General features: G+C 71.5%; 18 protein-coding genes and 1 pseudogene. 14 read left to right on the top strand and 5 right to left on the bottom strand.

The window, feature by feature from the left end; all coding sequences use genetic code 11:
- The first annotated feature begins 275 nt into the window (after positions 1-275).
- The gene (locus ACRWK8_RS11595; RefSeq protein WP_378745897.1) at positions 276-797 is read left to right on the top strand and encodes a hypothetical protein; all 522 of its coding nucleotides are present in this window, start codon (positions 276-278) and stop codon (positions 795-797) included.
- 4 nt (positions 798-801) lie between these two features.
- On the opposite strand, the gene ACRWK8_RS11590 is transcribed toward ACRWK8_RS11595, so the two are convergent.
- From ACRWK8_RS11590 to ACRWK8_RS11575, 4 genes are all read right to left on the bottom strand, one after another.
- A complete protein-coding gene (locus ACRWK8_RS11590; RefSeq protein WP_378745902.1) occupies positions 802-2,055 on the bottom strand; it encodes an MFS transporter in 1,254 nt (417 codons plus the stop codon).
- A gap of 66 nt (positions 2,056-2,121) precedes the next feature.
- Complete coding sequence (locus tag ACRWK8_RS11585; protein ID WP_378745910.1) at positions 2,122-2,805, bottom strand: GntR family transcriptional regulator; 684 nt, start codon at positions 2,803-2,805, stop codon at positions 2,122-2,124.
- A gap of 153 nt (positions 2,806-2,958) precedes the next feature.
- Entirely contained in the window at positions 2,959-4,770 is a 1,812-nt protein-coding gene (locus tag ACRWK8_RS11580; RefSeq protein WP_431870167.1) for an ABC transporter ATP-binding protein, read from the bottom strand.
- On the bottom strand, positions 4,767-6,515 hold the full coding sequence (locus tag ACRWK8_RS11575) for an ABC transporter ATP-binding protein (protein WP_378745936.1): 1,749 nt from the start codon (positions 6,513-6,515) through the stop codon (positions 4,767-4,769). The genes ACRWK8_RS11580 and ACRWK8_RS11575 overlap by 4 nt, the downstream gene beginning before the upstream one ends.
- Positions 6,516-6,748: 233 nt before the next feature.
- Between ACRWK8_RS11575 and ACRWK8_RS11570 the strand changes: the two genes are divergently transcribed.
- From ACRWK8_RS11570 to ACRWK8_RS11525, 10 genes are all read left to right on the top strand, one after another.
- The gene (locus ACRWK8_RS11570; RefSeq protein ID WP_378746121.1) at positions 6,749-7,516 is read left to right on the top strand and encodes a siderophore-interacting protein; all 768 of its coding nucleotides are present in this window, start codon (positions 6,749-6,751) and stop codon (positions 7,514-7,516) included.
- Positions 7,517-7,727: 211 nt separating this feature from the next.
- On the top strand, positions 7,728-8,729 hold the full coding sequence (locus ACRWK8_RS11565; protein ID WP_431870164.1) for an ABC transporter substrate-binding protein: 1,002 nt from the start codon (positions 7,728-7,730) through the stop codon (positions 8,727-8,729).
- A 79-nt stretch (positions 8,730-8,808) separates the two neighbouring features.
- Positions 8,809-9,555 carry an SAM-dependent methyltransferase gene (locus ACRWK8_RS11560; RefSeq protein ID WP_378745954.1) on the top strand — a complete coding sequence of 249 codons (747 nt, stop codon included), beginning with the start codon at positions 8,809-8,811 and terminating at the stop codon, positions 9,553-9,555.
- A 121-nt stretch (positions 9,556-9,676) separates the two neighbouring features.
- Positions 9,677-10,264, top strand: a complete 588-nt coding sequence (locus tag ACRWK8_RS11555) for a TetR/AcrR family transcriptional regulator (protein ID WP_431870162.1) — start codon at positions 9,677-9,679, stop codon at positions 10,262-10,264.
- A 4-nt stretch (positions 10,265-10,268) separates the two neighbouring features.
- Positions 10,269-11,465 carry a GDSL-type esterase/lipase family protein gene (locus ACRWK8_RS11550; protein WP_431870160.1) on the top strand — a complete coding sequence of 399 codons (1,197 nt, stop codon included), beginning with the start codon at positions 10,269-10,271 and terminating at the stop codon, positions 11,463-11,465.
- Between the two features lie 220 nt (positions 11,466-11,685).
- The gene (locus tag ACRWK8_RS11545; protein ID WP_378745988.1) at positions 11,686-12,378 is read left to right on the top strand and encodes a haloacid dehalogenase type II; all 693 of its coding nucleotides are present in this window, start codon (positions 11,686-11,688) and stop codon (positions 12,376-12,378) included.
- A 186-nt stretch (positions 12,379-12,564) separates the two neighbouring features.
- The gene (locus ACRWK8_RS11540; protein ID WP_431870157.1) at positions 12,565-13,680 is read left to right on the top strand and encodes a FecCD family ABC transporter permease; all 1,116 of its coding nucleotides are present in this window, start codon (positions 12,565-12,567) and stop codon (positions 13,678-13,680) included.
- Positions 13,680-14,465 carry an ABC transporter ATP-binding protein gene (locus tag ACRWK8_RS11535; protein ID WP_431870155.1) on the top strand — a complete coding sequence of 262 codons (786 nt, stop codon included), beginning with the start codon at positions 13,680-13,682 and terminating at the stop codon, positions 14,463-14,465. The genes ACRWK8_RS11540 and ACRWK8_RS11535 overlap by 1 nt, the downstream gene beginning before the upstream one ends.
- Entirely contained in the window at positions 14,462-15,463 is a 1,002-nt protein-coding gene (locus ACRWK8_RS11530) for an ABC transporter substrate-binding protein (RefSeq protein ID WP_431870153.1), read from the top strand. Before ACRWK8_RS11535 ends, ACRWK8_RS11530 begins: the two co-directional genes overlap by 4 nt.
- A 936-nt stretch (positions 15,464-16,399) precedes the next feature.
- Positions 16,400-16,552 (top strand): hypothetical protein, encoded by a 153-nt coding sequence (locus tag ACRWK8_RS11525; RefSeq protein WP_431870151.1) that lies wholly within the window; start codon positions 16,400-16,402, stop codon positions 16,550-16,552.
- An 882-nt stretch (positions 16,553-17,434) separates the two neighbouring features.
- Here the strand turns inward: ACRWK8_RS11525 and ACRWK8_RS11520 are convergent.
- Positions 17,435-17,809: a hypothetical protein gene (locus ACRWK8_RS11520; RefSeq protein WP_431870149.1), complete on the bottom strand. Its 375-nt coding sequence runs from the start codon at positions 17,807-17,809 to the stop codon at positions 17,435-17,437.
- 214 nt (positions 17,810-18,023) lie between these two features.
- Here ACRWK8_RS11520 and ACRWK8_RS11515 point away from each other — a divergent pair, with 214 nt between their 5' ends.
- From ACRWK8_RS11515 to ACRWK8_RS11505, 3 genes and pseudogenes are all read left to right on the top strand, one after another.
- Positions 18,024-18,872, top strand: a complete 849-nt coding sequence (locus ACRWK8_RS11515) for a helix-turn-helix domain-containing protein (protein ID WP_431870147.1) — start codon at positions 18,024-18,026, stop codon at positions 18,870-18,872.
- Positions 18,872-19,126: a DUF397 domain-containing protein gene (locus tag ACRWK8_RS11510; protein WP_431870145.1), complete on the top strand. Its 255-nt coding sequence runs from the start codon at positions 18,872-18,874 to the stop codon at positions 19,124-19,126. Before ACRWK8_RS11515 ends, ACRWK8_RS11510 begins: the two co-directional genes overlap by 1 nt.
- Before the next feature lie 146 nt (positions 19,127-19,272).
- Positions 19,273-19,733: pseudogene (locus tag ACRWK8_RS11505) on the top strand (NUDIX domain-containing protein).
- The last annotated feature ends 133 nt before the right edge of the window (positions 19,734-19,866 follow it).

Raw genomic sequence — 19,866 nt, 5'->3', positions numbered from 1 at the left:
TCCGGGCGGCCGACCCGTCCCGCGGCGACGAACCGCCCCATGTGTCACATGTCACCGAAAACCGACGTCGCCATCCTTCGCAACCCCGGCGACGTAGGTCAAGGGCGGGACGTGTCACGAATCGGAGACGCACCCGGGCCGACGAGACACGCCGAAGCGGCACCGTGCTCGGGATTTCCGGTGCGCCCGACGTGACCTGTGGTGATCTCGTCCGCCCCGCGCCGGACCGCGTGGCACGCCCCACGGCACGCGACAGAGGTTGGCACAATCGCGGCATGTCAGTCCTTGACCGAGCCGCCCTCCGACACCTGGCGCTCCTCCCCCCGGCCTGTCTGCTCCTGTCGGCCTGCGCGCCCGACGGCGGGGCGGTGGGCGCCGTCGCCACCGGACACTTCTCCGCGCGCCACCAGTTCCCCGTCGTGCTGGTGTCCTGGTGCGGTGACAGCCCGCCCGCCCGGATCGACCTGACCTCGGAGGAGCACGGGTGGCGGCTGAACGCCAACCGTGAGTTCGAGGGCGACCAGGTCGAGGTGGACCTGGCCGCGCCCGGCGAGGACTGGACCATCACCGACACGGACGGCGCCCCGGCCTACCGGGTGGTGCCCGCCTCCTCGGAGACCGTGTACACCCTGGGGGTGACCTCCGCCGCCGGGTTGGAGGAGGACGCCGAGCACGACATCGCCACGCTGGCGTTCGAGACCGAGCTCCTCGCCGCCGACGACGGCCTGTACCTGGGCACGCACACCAGCGGCGAGGCAGCCCTGGTGGGCACCGACGAGTTCCCGCCGGAGTGCTGAGGGGTCAGCGCGCGGGCAGGTGGCGTCGCCAGGACAGGGTGACGGCCAGGACGCACAACAGCGCGAGGCCCGTGCCGACCGCGAACATGGTCGGGTAGCCGAACCAGCCGGTCAGCGCCGCCAGCGCGGCGGGGACGAAGAACCCCAGGTAGGCCAGCGAGTAGTAGACGGCGGTCAGCCCGGCCAGACGGTCGGGTCCCGCGATGCGCTGGACCTCCTGGAGGCCGGACACCAGCAACAGGCCGTAGGCGGCGCCCAGCACGGCGGCCGCCACCAGCGCGGCCGGGATCGTGAGGACGGCCGAGGCCCACACCGCCAGGGCCATGCCGACGGCCGCCGTGGCCAGCGCCGCCGCGACCGCGCGTGAGGAGTGCGGGCTGTCGACGCGCTTGGCCACCTGCTGGCTGAGGACGCCGCTGGCCAGCGCCACCATGCACAGCAGCCCCGAGAAGCCGACCTCGTAGCCGGGGACCCGGGGGGCGAGCAGGTTGGGCAGGATCGCGTAGGCGCTGGCGGACGTTCCGAAGATCCACGGTGCCATGGGGACGACCACCAGCAGGAACCGGCGGTGCAGCGCGGCCGGGACCCGCAGGTCGTCCAGGAGCCTGCCGGGTACCGTCCCCCGCCCGTGGGTCTCCGGAGCCCGGAGCAGGGCCGCCGCGAGCAGCACCGTGATCACGATGTTCACGGCGTAGGGCAGGACGGCGGACATCGGAGCGAACTGGGCGATGGCGGCCGCGACCACGGCGCCGAGGAGGAAGCCGAGGGTGAGCGCGAGCGAGGCGCGCGCCGCCCCGGCCCCGGCCGTGGCACGGAGGTCGTGGGGCGGCTGGGACAGCTCCTTGACCCAGCTGGTGCCCACCGCCATCACGAGGCCGAGCGCCATTCCGGAGAAGACGCGCCCGGCGAACAGCAGGGCGACCGAGTCGGACCCCAGGGCCAGCAGACCGCTGCCGATCACGCACAGGACCGGTGCGGGGAACATCAGGGGGCGGCGCCCGTGGCGGTCGGAGAGCGGCCCGCCCACGAGGAGGGCGGGCACGATGCCCAGCACGTAGGCGCCGAGCAGGATGTTGACGATCTGCACGCTCATACCGCTGTCCAGGCGGTACATGACCAGCAGCGGGGTGAACTCGTTGCCGCCCCACGCGACGGCGAAGAGGGTGCCGCACACGGCGAGCCACCCGGGCAGGGTCCGGCGGCGCCCGCTCCTGGACGGTGCGTCCGCGCGTGGTCTGTGGGCCTCGATCGTGGCCATGGGTCGGGCTTCCTTCTCAGGTTCGGGGTCAGGGAAGGGGGGCGCGGGGGGCGGGTGGTGTGGGGGTCAGACGGTGAAGCCGTGGACGTCGTTGAGGTGCTCGGCGGTGGCTCGGGCGAAGCCCTCGGGGTCTCCCTCCTCGATGAGGCGGGCCAGCCCGGCGTGCTGGTCGAGCACGAGCTCGGCCCGGGTGGTGTCGTCGCTGATCGACTGCGTGGTCATGCGACGGTGGCGGTCCTGGAGGAGCTGGTGGAAGCCCTGGAGGATCGAGTTGCCGCCCGCGGCGACCACCTCCCGGTGGAACTCGACGTCGGCCCGGGTGAAGGCGGCGAGGTCGTCCTCCTCCCAGGCTCGACGCTGGTCCTCGGTCACCTCGCGCAGGCGCCGCACCAGCCGCTCGGAGCCGCCACGGGAGGCGCACACGGTGCGGACCGCCGCGGACTCGATGATCTGGCGGGCCTGGAGGACCTCGCGGAACTCGTGCGGCGGAACCGGGCGCACCATGGCCCCGCGCTTGGGGTAGAGGCGCATCCACCCCTCTGCCTGGAGCTGGAGGAAGGCCTCGCGCACCGGGGTGCGGCTCATGCCCAGTTCGGTGGCGATCCGGCCCTCGCTGAGCATGCTGCCGCCCTCGAACTCACCGTCGAGGATCCGGTTCCGCACGACGGTGTAGGCGCGTCCCGCCGCCGACTCCGGCTCCGTGGCGGCCGGGACCACCGGTTCCCGCCCGCCGACGCCACTCGCGCTCACTGGACCCCCCAAGTTGGATACGACATAGATACTAGTTGTACACCAGCCCCTCCACGGCCGGAATCCCCTGTCCGGAGCATCACACGGGGACCAGGCACACAGGAGGGGGCGTCCACGCGGGTGGACGCCCCCTCTCTGGTGACCGTTGGAGGGTCAGCCCTGCCAGCTGTGCCAGAGCCGCGCGTAGCGGCCGCCGTCCGCGACGAGCTGGTCGTGGGTGCCCTCCTCCACGATCCGGCCCTGGTCCATGACGACGACGCGGTCGGCGGTCTGGGCCTGGGTGAGGCGGTGCGCGACCACCAGGGTGGTCCGGCCCTTCGTGGCGGCGACCGCCGCGCTCTCCAGACGGCGCGCGCCCGAGCTGCCCGCCTCGGCGGTGGCCTCGTCGAGCACCGCCAGGTCCGGGTCGGCCAGGACCAGGCGGGCCAGGGCCAGGTGCTGGGCCTGCTCGGCGGTGAGCGCGTGCCCGCCCTCACCGACGACCGTCTCCAGGCCCTCCGGGAGCGCGCGCACCCAGTCGAGGGCGCCCACGGTCTCCAGCGCGCTCTCCACTTCGCCGGGGTCGGCCCCCGCGCGAGCCAGGCGCAGGTCGTCCAGGAGGGTCCCCGCGAACACGTGGGTCTCCTGGCTGACCAGGAAGACGTGCTCGCGCACGCGCGCCTCCCCGAGTTCGTCCAGCGGCACCCCGCCCAGGAACACCGTTCCGGAGGAGGGGGCCCGCAGTCCGCTGACCACGGCGGCCAGGGTGGTCTTGCCCGCCCCGCTGGCGCCCACGAGCGCGACCCGCTCCCCCGCCGCGACACCGAGGGTCACCCCGTCCAGCGCCCTGGGCGCTCCCGGCGCGTAGGCGTGGCTGACCGCCTCCACGCGCAGGGAGGAACCGGCCGGGCCCTCCTCCGCGCGCGGGTCGTCGGCCACGGGCAGGTCGATGACCCCGGCCAGCCGGGCCAGGCTCGCCCCGGCCTGCTGGACGTCGTTGAAGTTCATCACCAGGAACCCGATCGGGCCGAAGAGCCGGTGGAAGAACAGGGCGGCGGCGGTGACCATGCCGACGGTGGCGAGGTCGCCGCGCACCAGGAAGAAGCCCACGACCAGGACGGCGCCCAGCCCGACGAACTCCGAACCGTTCATGCGCGCGCCGAGCCTCGTGAAGAGGTAGAACACGTCGATGGTGAGTCGCATCGCCGTGCGGGAGCGGTCCGCGATGACCTGTTCGTGCTCCTCCTCCAGGCGGTAGGCGCGGACGGTGCCCCGGCCGCGCAGGGCACCCATGAGCGCGTGCGAGCGCTCTCCCATGGCGACACGTTCGCGCGCGTAGTAGGGGCCCGAGCGGGGCATGTACCAGCGCACCGCCCACACGTAGAAGGGCAGCGCCGCGAGTCCGGCCAGGCCGAGACGCCAGTCCAGGGCGGCCATCCCCACCGTGGTGAGTACGACCATGGCCAGGGCGGTGACGACCTCCGGGCCGTTGCGCGCGATGGCGTTGGTGACCACGGCGACGTCGTCACCGACCCGGGAGAGCAGGTCACCGATGCGGACCCGCTCCAGCCGGGCGGCGGGCATGTGCAGGACCCGTTCCATCACGCGTTCGCGCAGCCGGGCGAGGACGGTCTCCCCGACCCGGCTGACCTGCCAGGCGCCGAGCCCCGCCAGGAGTCCCCCGACCACGGCCGCGCCGGCGATGAGCCCGGCCGAGCGCAGGATCGCGTCCAGGCCCGCTCCCGCCGAGATGTCGTCGACCATCGACCCGAGCACCCACGGGGCGACGAGTCCGGCGGTACTGCCCCCGAGGACGGTGAGCAGGGCCAGGGCGGTGGCCCATGGAACGGACCTGAGGCCGTCACCGAGGACGGCCCAGGTGCGCCGTGCGTTGGCGGTGGGCAGGAGTTCGGGTCCGGGCGCGACCGGGGCGGCCTGGGGTTCGGCCTCCGGGGGCTCGGGCCTGGTGATGGGTTCCGTGCTCAACGCAGCACCGCCTCACGGTAGTGGGGGTCGTCCTCGGCCAGTCGTGCGTGGGTGCCCTCGGCGTGCACCCGGCCCTCCCGCAGGACCACCACGCGGTCGGCGCGGGCCAGCAGCGCGGGGCTGCTGGCGATGACCAGGGTGGCGCCTCCGGGTGACCTCCGGGCGCGCAGGTCGGCGGTGCCCTGGGCGATGGCCGCCTCCGTGACGGCGTCGACCGCCGTGGTGGGGTCGTGCAGGACCAGCACGGGCGGGTCCGCGACCAGTGCGCGGGCCAGGGCGACGCGCTGGCGCTGGCCGCCCGAGAGGTTGGCGGCGCGGTCGGTGACGGATCGGTCGAGTCCGTCGGGGTGGCCGGTCACCAGGTCCTCGGCGGCTGCCGCCGTCAGCGCGGCGGACAGGGCGTGGTCGTCGGCCCGGCCGACGGTGAGGTTGGAGCGGAGCGTGCCCTCGAACAGGACGCTGCCGTGCTCCTCCACCAGGACGGTGCGGCGCAGCGACGTCAGGTCGAGTTCGGTGACCGGAACGCCTCCCACGAGGGTGGTCCCCGCGGCGCCCTCGGCCCGTCCGGCGAGGAGGTCCACGAGTGCCTCGGCGTCGCGGGGGTCGGTGGTGAGCACGGCGACCAGCTCGCCCTGGGCCAGGGTCAGGTCGACCCCGTCGAGCGTGCGGTGGGTGACGCCCCGGAGCTCCACCGCGTGGGGGACCTCGGGGAGCGTGTCCGGCAGGATCCGGTCGCCGGGGCTGACGGCGTCGGGCGCGTTGAGGAGGCGGACCACGCGCTGGGCGGAGGCACGGGCGATCGCGAACATCTGACCGACCAGGCCGAGCGCCTGGACGGGTTCGGCGAGGAACTGGGCGAGGCCGACCACGATGACGAGTTCGCCGATGGTCAGGTGCCCCTGGAGCGCCATCCACCCGGCGGTTCCCGCGACGCAGGCCAGGAACACCGCCCCGGTGGCGGTGACCAGGCCCTTGTAGAGGCCGTTGGTGGCCGCGGCGCCCACGGAGGCGGTCAGGGCGGTGTCGCTGACCCGGTGGTAGCGCAGCGCGGCGTTGTGCCGGGCGCCGATGCCCATGAGCACGCGCAGGCCGCCGACGAGGTCGGTGGCCATCGCGGTGGCGCGGGCGGCGGTGGCCTGTTTGGCCTCGGTCCGGCGGGTGATGCGGGCGGCGGGGATCCGCAGCAGGAGGAGCATCACCGGGACGCCGACGAGCACGCCGAGTCCGAGGGGGAGGTTGATGGTGAGCAGGACCACGGTGGTGACGGCGATCGCGGTGACCTGGGCGATGCCCATGGCCCACGCGCGTACGTAGGAGGCGGCCTGTTCGGCGTCGGAGGTGGCCACGGCCAGGACCTCACCGGAGCGCAGGCCGCTCCGCTCGCCCCGGGGGCGCAGGACCCGGCGGGCGGACTCCAGGCGCAGCAGGTGGGCCTCGCGCTCGACGGAGCTCAGGGTGAGACGGGCACCGGAGCGGTAGGCCAGGGCCAGGCAGGTGAAGAGCAGGGCCAGGCCTCCCACGCACCACAGCAGCGCGGTGAGGTCACCGGTGGAGACGGCGAGGTCGATGGTGAGGCCGATGGCGACCGGGACGAGGACTTCGCAGACCTGGTGGAGGGAGAGCAGGAGGACGCCGAGGGTCACCCTTCCCCGGTGGCGGCGCAGGGTGCGTGAGCGCAGTTCCTTCGCGGTGGCGGGGACCGGTTCGGCGGCGGCCGGGGTGGCGTTGGCTGGGGCCGCGGTCACGGGGCGACTCCGTTCGGGCTGAGGGACGTGGAGGTGAGAGGGGACCGAGGGTCGTCTCGACTGGCCCAGCGTAGTCATCGCGCACACGCCCTCCGACCATGGGATGCCCCCTTCGTCGCTGATGTGGGCATTGCCGTGCGGCCATGATATTGGTTAGCCTAACCTCACAACCCGCCAACTCTCCTCCGCGAAGGGTCACCCGCTTGCGTATCCAGCCCCCGCGTCACCGCCAGATGATCCGCGCCCGGGTCGTACGCGCCGAGCGGACCACCGACCACTTCGTCACCGTGACCGTCAGCGGTCCCGAGCTGGCCCGGTTCGAGTTCCTCGGCCGGGACCAGTGCGTGCGGGTCTTCCTCCGCCGCCCCGGACAGGAGCGGCTGGTCCTGCCGGACGCCGAGGACGACGGCTGGTACCCGCAGTACCGCGAGATGGGCGACGACGAGCGCCCCTACGTCCGCAACTACACCATGCGCCGGTTCGACCCCGAGGCCCTGGAACTGGACATCGAGTTCGTGGCGCACGGCGACGGCGGCCCCGCCTCGACCTGGGCGATCTCGGCCAGTGAGGGCGACGAGGTGGGCCTGTTCCCCGAGGGCATCTACTACCTACCCCCGGCCGAGGCCGACTGGCACCTGCTGGTCGGTGACGAGAGCGCGGTGCCCGCCCTGCTGTCGATCGTCGAACAGGCCCCGCGCGACCTGCGCGCCCAGGTCTACCTGGAGGTCCCCTCCCCCCGGGACGTCCGGCCGCTGAACGCCCCGCCCGGAGTGGAGGTGCACTGGCTGCCGCGCGAGGACGCCCACGCCACCCCCGGCCGTCTCGCCCTGGAGACGGTGAGCGCGGCGGACCTGCCCGAGGGCCGCCCCTACTGCTGGGTCGCGGGAGAGAACGCGCTGCCCACCGGCCTGCGTCGAGCCCTGGTACGCGACCGCGCCGTGTCCAAGGACGACATCACCTTCGTGGGCTACTGGCGCGCGGGCGTGGCCGGGGTCGACTGAGCACACCCGGACCACGCGTCCCGCGCCTCTCCACCCCACTGGTCAGACCCGGGCCACGCGTGCCGCACCTCTCCACCCCACTGGTCAGACCCCGGCCACGCGTGCCGCACCTCTCCACCCCACCCCCACTGATCACACCAGCCCCAAGCCGCGCTAACCTGGAGAAATCCGGCTTAGGCAAGGCTAAGCTCATCTTCGCCAGCGAGGTCCCATGAACCCCGGTCCGTCCGCCCGTCTCGGCCTGGTCGCCGTCGGCGCCGCGTCCGCCGTCCTGCTCTCCGCCTGCGGTGGCCCCGGCACCTCCTCCGAGCCCTCGGGCGAGGCCGCCGAGGGCTACCCCGTCACCGTCGAGACGCTCTTCGGCGACGTGGAGATCGCGGACCGCCCCCAGAACGTGGCCGCGCTCGGCTGGTCCGACGCCGAGACCGCGCTCGCCCTGGGCATGCAACCGGTGGGGGTCGCCGACTGGCAGGGCTACGGCGGCGCCGGTGTGGGCCCCTGGGCCGCCGACCTGCTCGACTCCGAGCCCACCCAGCTGGGCACCATGGAGCCCAACATCGAGGCGATCGCCTCCCTGGAGCCCGACGTCATCCTGGACACGCGCTCCGACAACTCCCAGGAGCGCCACGACCTCCTCTCCCCGGTCGCGCCCGTCGTGGGCCCGCCGCCGGAGGTCGAGGTCACCTACGGCACGACGTGGCAGCAGCAGACCCGCCAGGTCGCCCAGGTGGTGGGCGAGGAGGAGCGCGGCGAGGAGCTGGTCACCGAGCTGGAGGGCCGCTTCGAGGAGTTGCGCGCGGAGAACGCCGGGTTCGCCGACCTCACCATCGCCGTGGGCGCCTACTTCGACGGCCAGTACGGGGCCTACGTGCCCGGTGACACGCGTGTGGACGTCCTCACGGAACTGGGCTTCGAGTACAAGCCCGAGCTGGTCGAGATGGCCGACGGAGCCTTCTACACGGACCTGAGCTCCGAGCTCGTGGAGGAGCTGGACGCCGACCTCACCCTGGTCTTCCCGATCGGTGACGCCGATACCGCCGCCTTCCTCGACGAGGACCCGGTCCTCCAGGGCATCCCCTCGGCCGAGGCCGGGCGCCTGCTCGTCCTCGACGACCCGGAGCTGGTCAACGCCTTCTCCAGCGGCTCCACCCTGGGCATCCACCACGCCCTGGACGAGATCGTCCCACTCATCCAGGACACCCTGGAGGACTGACCACGGTTCCGGGGGCCCAGCGGCTACGGTGGCCGTCTCTCCCTCGTCGGGCACGGAGTCCGGCGGAAAGGCGGTCACCATGGACCTCCCCCGCATCTTCACCATCCGCGAGAGCGGCCACCGCATCCACAACCCGCTGACGCCCCACAAGTTCGCCGTGCTGGGCGAGGCGCTCCGCCTGCCTCCCGGGACGCGGGTGCTCGACCTGGCCAGCGGGTCGGGCGAGATGCTGTGCACCTGGGCGCGCGACCTCGGGTTCACGGGGACGGGCGTGGACGTCAGCTCGGTCTTCACCGCACAGGCCCGGGACCGCGCCGTCGAACTCGGCGTCACTGACCGGGTCGAGTTCGTCCACGGCGACGCCACCGGGTACGTCACGGACCCACCGGTCGACGTCGCCGCCTGCGTGGGCGCCACCTGGATCGGGGACGGCGTGGCCGGGACGGCCGAGCTGCTCGGCCGGAGCCTGCGCCCCGGAGGTCTGATGCTCATCGGTGAGCCCTACTGGCGCCGGACCCCGCCGGACCAGGAGACGGCCGAGGGGTGCCACGCCACCGGGCCGTCCGACTTCCTGCTGCTGCACGAACTGATCGAGCAGTTCGGCGACCTCGGCTACGACGTCGTGGAGATGGTGCTGGCCGACCAGGACAGCTGGGACCGGTACTGCGCGGCCCAGTGGCTCAACCTCCGCCGCTGGCTCGACCGGAACCCGCGGGACGAGATGGCTCCCGAGGTGCGGGCCGAGCTCTCGACCGAGCCCGCGCGCTACGCGCGCTACATGCGTGAGTACCTCGGCTGGGGGGTCTTCGCCCTGATGCGACGCTGACCTCACGGCCCGCCCGATCCCACTGACCCCTCCCACCGCCCCCTCCCCCGAAGTCATGTCCTCGGTTGCCTAAAGGGCTTAGGCAGACATAGAGTGCTTTTCGGAAACGAGGAGGACCTTGATGGCACGAGCGGGACTGACCCCGGAACGCCTCACCCGGGAGGGCGCGGAGCTGGCCGACGAGATCGGCTTCGACCAGGTGACGGCCTCGGCGCTGGCACGGCGCTGCGACGTGCGGGTCGCGAGCCTCTACTCACACGTGCGCAACTCCCGGGACCTCCGGACCAGGATCGCTCTGCTCGCACTGGAGGAGATGGCCGACCGGGCGGCCGACGCCCTCGCGGGCCGGTCCGGTAAGGACGCCCTGGTCGCCCTCGCCAACGTGTACCGCGACTACGCCCGCGAACACCCCGGCCGCTACGCCGCCGCCCGTCTCCGGCTCGACCCGGAGACGGCGGCGGCCAGCGCCGGGGTACGGCACGCACGGATGACGCGGGCGCTCCTGCGCGGCTACGACCTCGACGAACCCGACCAGACGCACGCGGTGCGCCTCCTGGGCAGCGTCTTCCACGGCTACGTCGCGACGGAGCTGGGCGGCGGCTTCGACCACAGCGAGCCCGACTCCCAGGAGAGCTGGTCACGGACTCTGGACGCGCTCGACCACCTGTTGCGGACCTGGCCCGCCCCGAACGAGACGAACCACGGGTAGACCCATGAACACCGAGAACCACTGGATCACGACCCCCCTCACCCCGGACCTCCTGCTCGGAGCGATCGAGTGGGAGCGCACGGAGCGGGGCCTGCTGCCGCACCGGCTGCCCGCGCGGGCCCGCGCCCAGAACCCCGAGCCCCTGCTGGCGCTGGCCGAGGTTCAGCCCTCGGGCGTACGGCTGCTGCTGCGCACCCGGGCCACCGCGATCGAGCTGGACACCCTGCCCACCAAGCGGGTCTACCCGGGGATCTCCGCCCGCCCGGACGGGGTCTACGACCTGCTCGTGGACGGCCGACTCCACGCGAGCACCACCGTGCCCGGCGGCGACACCCTGACCCTCGACATGGCCACCGGAGCCCTGGAGCACGCGGACGGACCGGTCGGCACCGCCCGCTTCACCGGGCTGCCCGACCGGGTCAAGGACGTGGAGATCTGGCTGCCGCACGACGAGGCCACCCAGCTCGTGGCCCTGCGCGCGGACGCCCCGGTGGAGCCGGTCACCGACCGGAGACGGCGGGTGTGGCTGCACCACGGGAGCTCCGTCAGCCACGGTTCGGACGCCACCAGCCCCACCTCGATCTGGCCCGCGGTGGCCGCCGCCCACGAGCCGGTGGACCTGGTCAACCTGGGCCTGAGCGGCAACGCGCTGCTGGACCCGTTCACCGCCCGCGCGATGCGGGACACCCCGGCCGACCTGATCAGTGTGAAGATCGGCATCAACCTGGTCAACGCGGACCTGATGCGCGCACGCGCCCTGGGCCCGGCGGTGCACGGCTTCCTGGACACGATCCGCGAGGGCCACCCCGACACTCCGCTGCTGGTCGTCTCCCCGACCCTGTGCCCCATCCACGAGGACACCCCCGGCCCCACCGAGTTCGACCCGGAAGCCCTGCGCGCCGGACGCAAGATGTTCCGCGCCACCGGGGACCCCGCCGAGCGCGCGTCCGGGAAGCTCACCTTGGTCTCCGTCCGCGAGACGTTGTCCCGGATCGTACGGGAGCGCGCGGCCGAGGACCCGCACCTGTCCTACCTGGACGGCCGTGAGCTCTACGGGGAAGCGGACCACGCGGAGCTGCCGCTGCCCGACCGCCTCCACCCGGACACCGCCGCGCACCGGCGGATCGGGACGCGTTTCGCGGCGCTGGCCTTCGGCCCCGGCGGCGCGTTCGCCCCGGCCCCCGGCACCTCCTCCCACTGAGCGTCCGACCCGGCACGACACGTCTCCGGCGACCGACCGCACCAGGCCGATCCGTCCGGCCCGCCGCGCCGACACGCGACCGCCCGGGTTCACCGGAACCCCGCCGACCCCGGCGGGCTATGCTCGCTGGGCCCGGCGGACACACGGTCGTCCGACCCGTCTCCGAGAGACCCGCCCGCGCGGTCCGGGCGGCGCGGCCGCACACACCAGGAGTCGCCACGTGACCTCACCCCCCGACATCGACGTGATCTTCTTCGACGTCCTCGGAACCATGGTCGACGAACCCGGCGGGATCGGGCGCGGCATCCGGGCGCTGCTGCCCGGCGCCGACGACGCCCGGGTGACGGAACTCCTCCGAACGTGGTCGGGGCACGTCGAGGAGCGCCAGCGCGCGATCCTCGCCGGTGGCCTCCCCTACGCCAGCAGCACCGAGCTCGATCACGAGGCGGCGGCACGCGTGGCGGCCGAGGCCGGGATCGACGACGAGGAGGCGGTCCTCGAACTGGCGGAGGCCGCACGGCGCCTGGAGCCGTGGCCCGACTCCGTGCGGGCGCTGGACCGGATCGCCTCCCGTTACCCGGTGGTCGGGCTGTCCAACGCCAGTGGCCCCGCGCTCACCCTCATCAGCGCGCACGCCGGACTGCGCTGGCACCAGGCACTCTCCGCCGAGGACGCGCGGGCGTACAAACCCCACCCGGACGTCTACCGGCTCGCACTCACCCACGCGGGCCTGCCGCCGGAGCGCCTGCTGATGGTCGCCGCGCACGCCTGGGACCTGCGCGGCGCACAGGCCCTCGGGATGCGGACCGCCTACGTGGAGCGTCCCGTGGGGGACCCGCCCGGCTCGACGGACTCCTTCGACCTCACCGCGAGGAGCCTCGACGCCCTGGCGATCCAGCTCAACGCCGTCTGACCCCTCTTCCAGGGTTGCCCCGGCCCGTCGGTGGCTCCGTGCTCGCACGGACCGCCGGCGGGCTTCTTCGTGCCCCCGGCGCCGCCCCTTCCCCGAAAGTGGACACGAGGGGCCACGTCTGCGTTTAGAATGAAAACCGTTTTCATATCCACTCGTATCCCTCGCCCTCACAGGAAGGGAGGCCGGATGCGGCACGCCCCCGCTCCCCCCGCTCCCCTCACCACTCCCTCCCCCGGCCCCGAAGCCGCGCCACGGGTCCGCTGGCTGACCACACCGGCGGGAACCGCGACCGCAGCCCTGGCCCTGACCCTGGTCCTGGTCGTCTCCACGGTCCTGGCGATCGGCCTGGGCTCGGCGGTCGTCCCCCCGCAGGAGACCGTCCGCTACCTGTGGGCGGCGCTCAGCGGCGGCGTCATCCAGGCCGACGAGGTCACCCGCTACCAGGTCATCTGGGAGATCCGCACCCCGCGCGTCCTGCTCGCCGCCGTCGTGGGCGCCGGGCTCGGCACAGTCGGCGTGGCCGTCCAGGCGATGGTGCGCAACCCCCTCGCGGACCCCTACATCCTCGGCGTCTCCTCCGGGGCCTCCGTGGGCGCGGTCCTGGTCGGCGTCCTGGGCGTCTCCGCCCTCGGAGTCCACGCGGTCTCGGCCGGGGCCTTCGCCGGGGCCCTCGCGGCGACCGTACTGGTCTACGCCGTCTCCTACTCGCGCATGGGTGTGACCCCGCTGCGCCTGGTCCTGACCGGGGTGGCCCTGTCCTTCGGCTTCCAGGCGGTCATGAGCGTGATCGTCTACCTCGCCCCCAGCAACGAGGCCACCAGCACCGTCCTGTTCTGGACCATGGGCAGCTTCGGCGCCGCCACCTGGGCCTCGCTCCCCGTGGTCGCGGCCGCCGTGGTCCTCGGCGCGCTCCTGCTGCGCTCACGGGCCCGCTCCCTCGACGTGACGGCGCTGGGCGACGAGACCGCCGCCAGCCTGGGGGTGGACGCGGACCGCCTGCGCCGCTGGCTGTTCGTCCTGACCGCCGTGATGACCGGCGCGATGGTGGCGGTCAGCGGCGCGATCGGGTTCGTCGGTCTGGTGGTGCCGCACGTCGTGCGCATCCTCGTGGGCGCCGACCACCGCCGGGTGCTCACCGTCGCGCCCCTGGCGGGCGCGGTGCTCATGGTCTGGGTGGACCTGGTCTCCCGGGTGGTCGTGGCCCCGCGCGAACTCCCCCTCGGAGTGATCACGGCGCTGATCGGCGTCCCGGTGTTCATCATGCTGATGCGCCGTCGCGGCTACCTGTTCGGAGGACGCTGATGGACCTGCGACTCGACGAGCTCTCGGTGGACCTGGGCGGCGCGCGGATCGTCCGCCAGCTCACCCTGGACGTCCCGGACGGGCAGGTGGTGGGCCTGGTCGGCCCCAACGGCTCCGGCAAGTCCACGGCCCTGCGCTGCGTGTACCGGGCCCTGAGGCCCAGCGCGGGCCGGGTGCTCCTGGACGGCGAGGACCTGACCTCGATGAGCCCGCGCGCCAGCGCCCAGCGCGTGGCGGCCCTCACGCAGGAGAACGGGAGCGACCTCGACTTCACGGTCGAGGAGCTGGTCGCGCTGGGACGCACCCCCCACCTGCGCGGGAACCAGCCGCTCAGTGCCCGGGAACGCGCCCTGTGCCGGAGTTCGATGGAACTGCTGGACGTGGCGCACCTGGCCGGGCGCGGCGTGCTCGAGCTCTCCGGAGGCGAGCGCCAGCGCGTCCTGGTGGCCCGCGCCCTGGTCCAGGAGCCGCGCGTGCTGGTGCTGGACGAACCCACCAACCACCTGGACGTCCGCCACCAGCTCGACCTGCTCTCCCTGCTGCGCGACGTGGGCGTGACCGTGCTGGTGGTCCTGCACGACCTCAACCTGGCCGCCTCGGCCTGCGACGTGGTCGGTGTGCTCTCCGAGGGCGCGCTGGTCGACGCGGGCAGCCCCGAGAAGGTGCTCACGCCCGCCCTGCTCCGGGAGGTCTTCGGCGTGGAGGCCACCGTCGTCCCCCACCCCCTCACCGGCGGCCCCCAGCTGCTGTACCGGCTCCCACCCTCAAGGAAGGACCCCCGATGAATCCCCGAATCCCGCTCCGCCCGCTCGCCCTGGTCCCCCTCGTGACCGCCTCCGTCCTGCTCGCCGGCTGCGGCGCCCGGGTCGAGGGGACCTCCGAGGCCGGGGCCGGACCGGTCACCGTCCAGCGCTGTGGCGAGGAGGTGGAGTACACCACGCCGCAGCGGGTGGTCGCCTACGAGGGCGGCAGCGCGGACAAGCTGTTCGCACTCGGGCTGGTCGACCACGTGCACGGCTACGTGATGCCCCCGGCCAACCCGCCCGTCGAGGAGTCGCCGTGGGCCGAGGACTACGCGGCCGTCGAGTTCCTCAGCGACGACCTGCTCAACCGGGAGCTGGTGGTGGACGCGGAGGCGGACCTGGTGGTCGCGGGCTGGAACTCGGGCTTCAGTGACCAACGGGGCATCACCCCCGAGATCCTCGACGGCATCGGCGTCCAGAGCTTCATGCACGCCGAGTCCTGCTTCAACTACCCCGGACACCCCGAGCGGGTGACGCCGTTCGAGGGGCTCTACACCGACCTGGAGCGTATGGGACGGATCTTCGGAGTGGAGGAGCGCGCCACCGAGCTGGTCGAGGGCTACCGGGAGCGGGTGGCGGCGGTCGAGGAGCAGGTGCCCGAAGGCGACCCGACCCGCGTCTTCCTCTACGACTCCGGCACCGACCAGCCCTTCACCGCGGGCAACCAGGTCCCGCCGCACGACATCATCGAGCACGCCGGGGGCAGCAACATCTTCGGTGACCTGGAGCAGCGGTGGACCCAGGTGGGATGGGAGCCCGTGGTGGAGGCGGAGCCGGAGGTGATCATCATCCTGGACTACGGCGACCAGCCCGCCCAGGAGAAGATCGACTTCCTGACGTCATCCCCCGCCATGGCCGAGGTTCCGGCCGTGCGGGAAGAGAACTTCTTCGTGCTGGACTACAACGAGGGCATCTCGGGCCCGCGCAACATCGACGGCCTGGAGAAGTTCGCGGAGTACCTGCGCGAGCTCCAGGGGTGAGCGATCGGCGGGCCGCCCCGGGAGGAGTCCCGGCGCGGCCCGCCCCGGTCTCGGAGGGAAGTGACGCCCCCGAGGTCGGCGGGCCTTCCCCAGGAGCCAGCGGTGCGGAAGCAGCGGTGCCCGTGGCCACTTCCGTTCCCCCGGGCTGACCGGCCTGCTCATCAGCACCACGAACTCCGAGCGCTGGGAGCAGGCGGCTGACAACGTTGGTGATCCGCTGTCCGACCACCGACTCAGGAAACTCTGTGAACTCCTCGATCCCGCTCCCGAACGACCTCACTGATCAGTGGCACCAGGCTGTCACGTTCCTCGGAGCCTCAGCACCTTCGGAGGTCGCTCTCCGTTCCGGGCTCGGAGGGAGGACCCTGAGCGGACCAGTGGTGGCCGCGAACGGAGTTGAGGCGTGGCTGCGAGTGATGGCCGCGCCGCGCCCGGAGGGCAAGCTCTGGGAAGGGGCGGCACTTGCTGAGAGGTACTTGAGCGCGACGATTCCACGACCGGACCTGCTCGCGGACCACTCGTGGTCGTCTGACGGAGCTGCGTTCCAGGCTCACCTGTGGGCGCTTCTTCGAGGCAAGGAACTCTCAGAGACGCCCGACCTTTCAGCACCCGCTGATGTGACTGATCAGTGGTGGTCGGCGCTGCATGGGGCGGTTGATGAAGTCGGTCGAACCCCCATGCCTGTAGGCCGAGAGGTGATAACACAGGCGTTCATCCACAGGATTCCCCGCTTCATTCCCGCGCTGGAAGGTGCTGATCTGACCGTCAAGGACTGGCGGACTGCTCACGGTGACCTTCACTGGGCGAACGTCAGCAAGGAGCCCCTGGAACTCATCGATTGGGAAGGGTGGGGTGGGGGCTCCAGCAGGCTACGACGCTGCGGTTCTGCTCGCGTACAGTCTCCCGGCCCCCGCAACGGCTTCGAAGGTTCGTGATGTGTTCGGGAGCTTGCTCCGGACGGAGACCGGCCGACTCGCGCAGCTGGTGATCTGCGCGGAGATTATCCAAGCTTCCGAACGAGACGACATCCACGCGCGGCTGAGGCCCTACGCGGAAGGCCTGGTCACCGAACTGCTCGCTCCGCAGTAGTCGCAGGAGGCTCTGCCCGCCTTCGATGATCAGGCCCGGTGTCCCGCAAGAGGGGCACCGGGTTCGTCGTGTGGTGGCCAGCCCGAGCGCGCGCCGTGCGGCACTGGTGGCGCATCGGAACGCCTGCGCCTGCTCCGTGCCTCCACGACGACCGAGGGGGTCCATCCCCGCGTGCGCGGGGAGCAGGAGTGTGTCGCCTACTGGCAGTGGTGCCGCCGGGGTCCATCCCCGCGTGCGCGGGGACCAGACGCCCAGGAACTCCAGCTTGGGGTTGTACAGGGGCCCATCCCCGCGTGCGCGGGGAGCAGCGGCGCCGTAGCCAATGACCAGGCGAGTCGGGGGGTCCATCCCCGCGTGCGCGGGGAGCAGTTCTGTCGGAGCCCCACCATCTTGAGGTTGCCGGGTCCATCCCCGCGTGCGCGGGGAGCAGATCCCCACCGTCTGATCCGCAGTCACCTCCGCGGGTCCATCCCCGCGTGCGCGGGGAGCAGACTTTCTGACCAGGGAACTTACCAACGGCAAGGAGTCGTTTTTCCAACTTCTCAAAAGTTGGACACAGAAGACAATACCCCACATACGCCGCATGATTCATCGCCTCCCTGGTCGAATTCTAAGGAGAAGACAGCAGGTAGCACCACGAGCCGGTTCGGACCGAAGAGGACAGCCAACGTCCGACGGCGGCAGCACCGACAAGGACCGGCACCAACGACGACTTCCAATATGAGCACACCGTGACCCCGAATCCGGAACTAGAGAGTTCTCGGAGCACCTGCGCGACCTCCAGGGGTGAGTGATCGGCGGGCCGCCCCGGCGAGGAGTCCGGAGCGGCCCCCAGCCAGGGTTCCGGAGGAGGAGACGGCAGGGTGACGCGGCGCCCCGAGGTCAGAGGCTTCCGATGCTCTCGTCACGGAACCTTCGGCCCAACTCGAAAAGGCGGACCAGATGACCGGCGAACCGCACGGTATTGAAGGCCTCCGCCATGTCCTCGTCGAGGGTGATCTCGACGTTCGCCAGACGGTCGGGGCTCAGCCGCACCTGCATTCCCAGTTCCTCGTCGTCGATCACCAGGAACTCCGGGGTCTCCCGGTCGAAGTCCTGAACTGACAGGCCAGCGGCGCGCAACAGGTCCCGGATGGTGGCGCAGTAGCGGGCGTACTGCTCGGAGGACAGGATCTGAGGCTCCTCGTTGTCCACGGAAGTGTCGATCTTGTCCCACTCCTGGGCAACAATGGGGGTGGGGATGTGGACGTCGTTCATCGGCGCTCCCTCCTTGAAGGCCGCCCGAGGTGGGGCGAAGAGGCTGCAATCTCGCTACCCCACCCCGGGCGGCTGTCTTTGTGTCAGCAGGCGGCCCACATCCGGCGCGATCGCACCGAGTGATACCTGCCTCACTTAAAGCTAGACTGAGGCAGGTACAATCACAAGTCAAGTTGTAGGTACAATTTTCCTAGACATCTTCAAGGAGGCACACATGCCGAAGCGAAGGCCGACGCTGCGGGCGCAGTGGCTGGGAAAGATGCTGAAGGAGCTGCGCGAGCAGAACGGGCTCAAACTCACCGACACCGCCGAGTACCTGCAACGCAGCTTCTCGGCCATCAGCAAGTTCGAGTCGGGCGCACTGCCGGTCCGTGAACCCGAGGTTCTCGCCCTGATGGACCTCTACGGGGTGGAGGGCGAGCAGCAGCGCGCCTCGTTGCTCCGACTCTCCAAGGAGATCAGCAGGACCGGATGGTGGGAGAAGTACTCCTCCGAGATCGCTGACTGGTTCATCGACTACATGTGGTTGGAGAGCCGCGCTGATCGCATCCGCACGTTCGACATCACGCCCGTCAACGGGCTCGTGCAGACGGCGGCGTACGCGGAGGCATTGTTCCGTGCTGCCAACCCGCATGATTCATCCGCTCAGATCGAACGAGGCGTCGAACTCAGGATGTCACGGCAGGCCATCCTCGAAGGTGAGAACGCCGTACAACTCGACATCGTCATGGAGGAGGCCGCCCTTCAGAGGATGGTCGGCGGTCGCGAGGTCATGAAGGACCAGCTCCGGCACCTTCTGGCCTGTTCGGAACGGCCTAACATCGGGATCAGAGTCGTCCCCTTCGAGGCTGGCGCTCTCGCGAGTCCGAACGGCGGTTTCATGCTGATCACAATGGAGGACCCCTTTCCTCTGATCGCCTATTCCGTGAGCCCAGCAGGCGGTTTCTACCTGGAATCCGAAGAAGCGAGGCATCTGGCGGCCTTGTACGATCGCTCACAGGAGATGAGCCTGAGTCCTGAGGACTCGGTCGCGTTCATCGCGGCCTTGGAGAGGAACCTGTAATGAACCGGGACACGTCGACCGTAACTAGCTGGCGCACCAGCAGCTACAGCGCCAACGGCGGCGGCCAGTGTGTCGAGGTCGGCTGGCACATCAGCAGCCACAGCCCCAACGGAGACCGCAGCTGCGTCGAAGCGGGCCCTTTCCTGGACGAACCCCAACGCTTCGCGGTGCGCGACTCCACCCAACGCGACCTGGGCTACCTCTCCTTCCCCTCCTCTGAATGGTCCGCGCTGTTGCGCGTCTCCTCCTTCTGAGCCCCCTCCCGCCTCAGAGTCCGAGCCCTCCCCCGGGCGACCCACTCGATCAGGCCCGGAGAGTGGCGGGCGCGACGCGACGGGCCGCCCGGGATCGGCGCGAGCCGAAGCTCTCCTCACCATGGGACGAACCGAAGCGGGGACACATGACCGGCGTCGTCAAGCAGAGCGCTCGCGCCCTCCTCTTCGACAGCGAGCGGCGCCTCGTGCTCATCAAGCGCACCAGACCCGGCCAGGAGCCCTATTGGGTTTCCGTCGGAGGCGGTCGTGAAGCGGACGACGTCAGCGTCGAAGCGGCCCTGCGCCGTGAGGTCCTGGAGGAACTCGGCGGCCGGATCGACCGGGTCCGCCAGGTCCTCGTCATCACCGACGACCTCCCCGGCGGCACGGGTGTCCAGCACGTCTTCGTCGCGCGGTTGACCTCCATGAACCTCGCCGACCGGACCGGAGCCGAGTTCACCGAACCCGGGCGCGGCACCTACGAGGTGGTCCGTCTCCCCGCCTCACGGGAGGCCCTCGCGGGCATCCGCCTCCTGCCCCCCAGCTCTCCGCGTTCCTGCGGGCGAACATCCACGGCCTCCTCGCACTGGTGGAGGAGGAGGGCTGAGCCGGACACACGAGGGAAACACTCGGACCCCGGGACGAAACCGGTTGTCCGAGATCTCGGACGCTTTCTGCTCTCAGGCCCGGGTGTCCCGCGTCACTTTCTGCTTCGATTCCGGGAATACTCCCATTTCAGA

It is taken from the genome of Nocardiopsis eucommiae (genome assembly GCF_965344335.1).
GTDB classification, from domain to species: Bacteria; Actinomycetota; Actinomycetes; order Streptosporangiales; family Streptosporangiaceae; genus Nocardiopsis; species Nocardiopsis eucommiae.
This window is presented reverse-complemented; position numbering and strand designations above follow the sequence as displayed.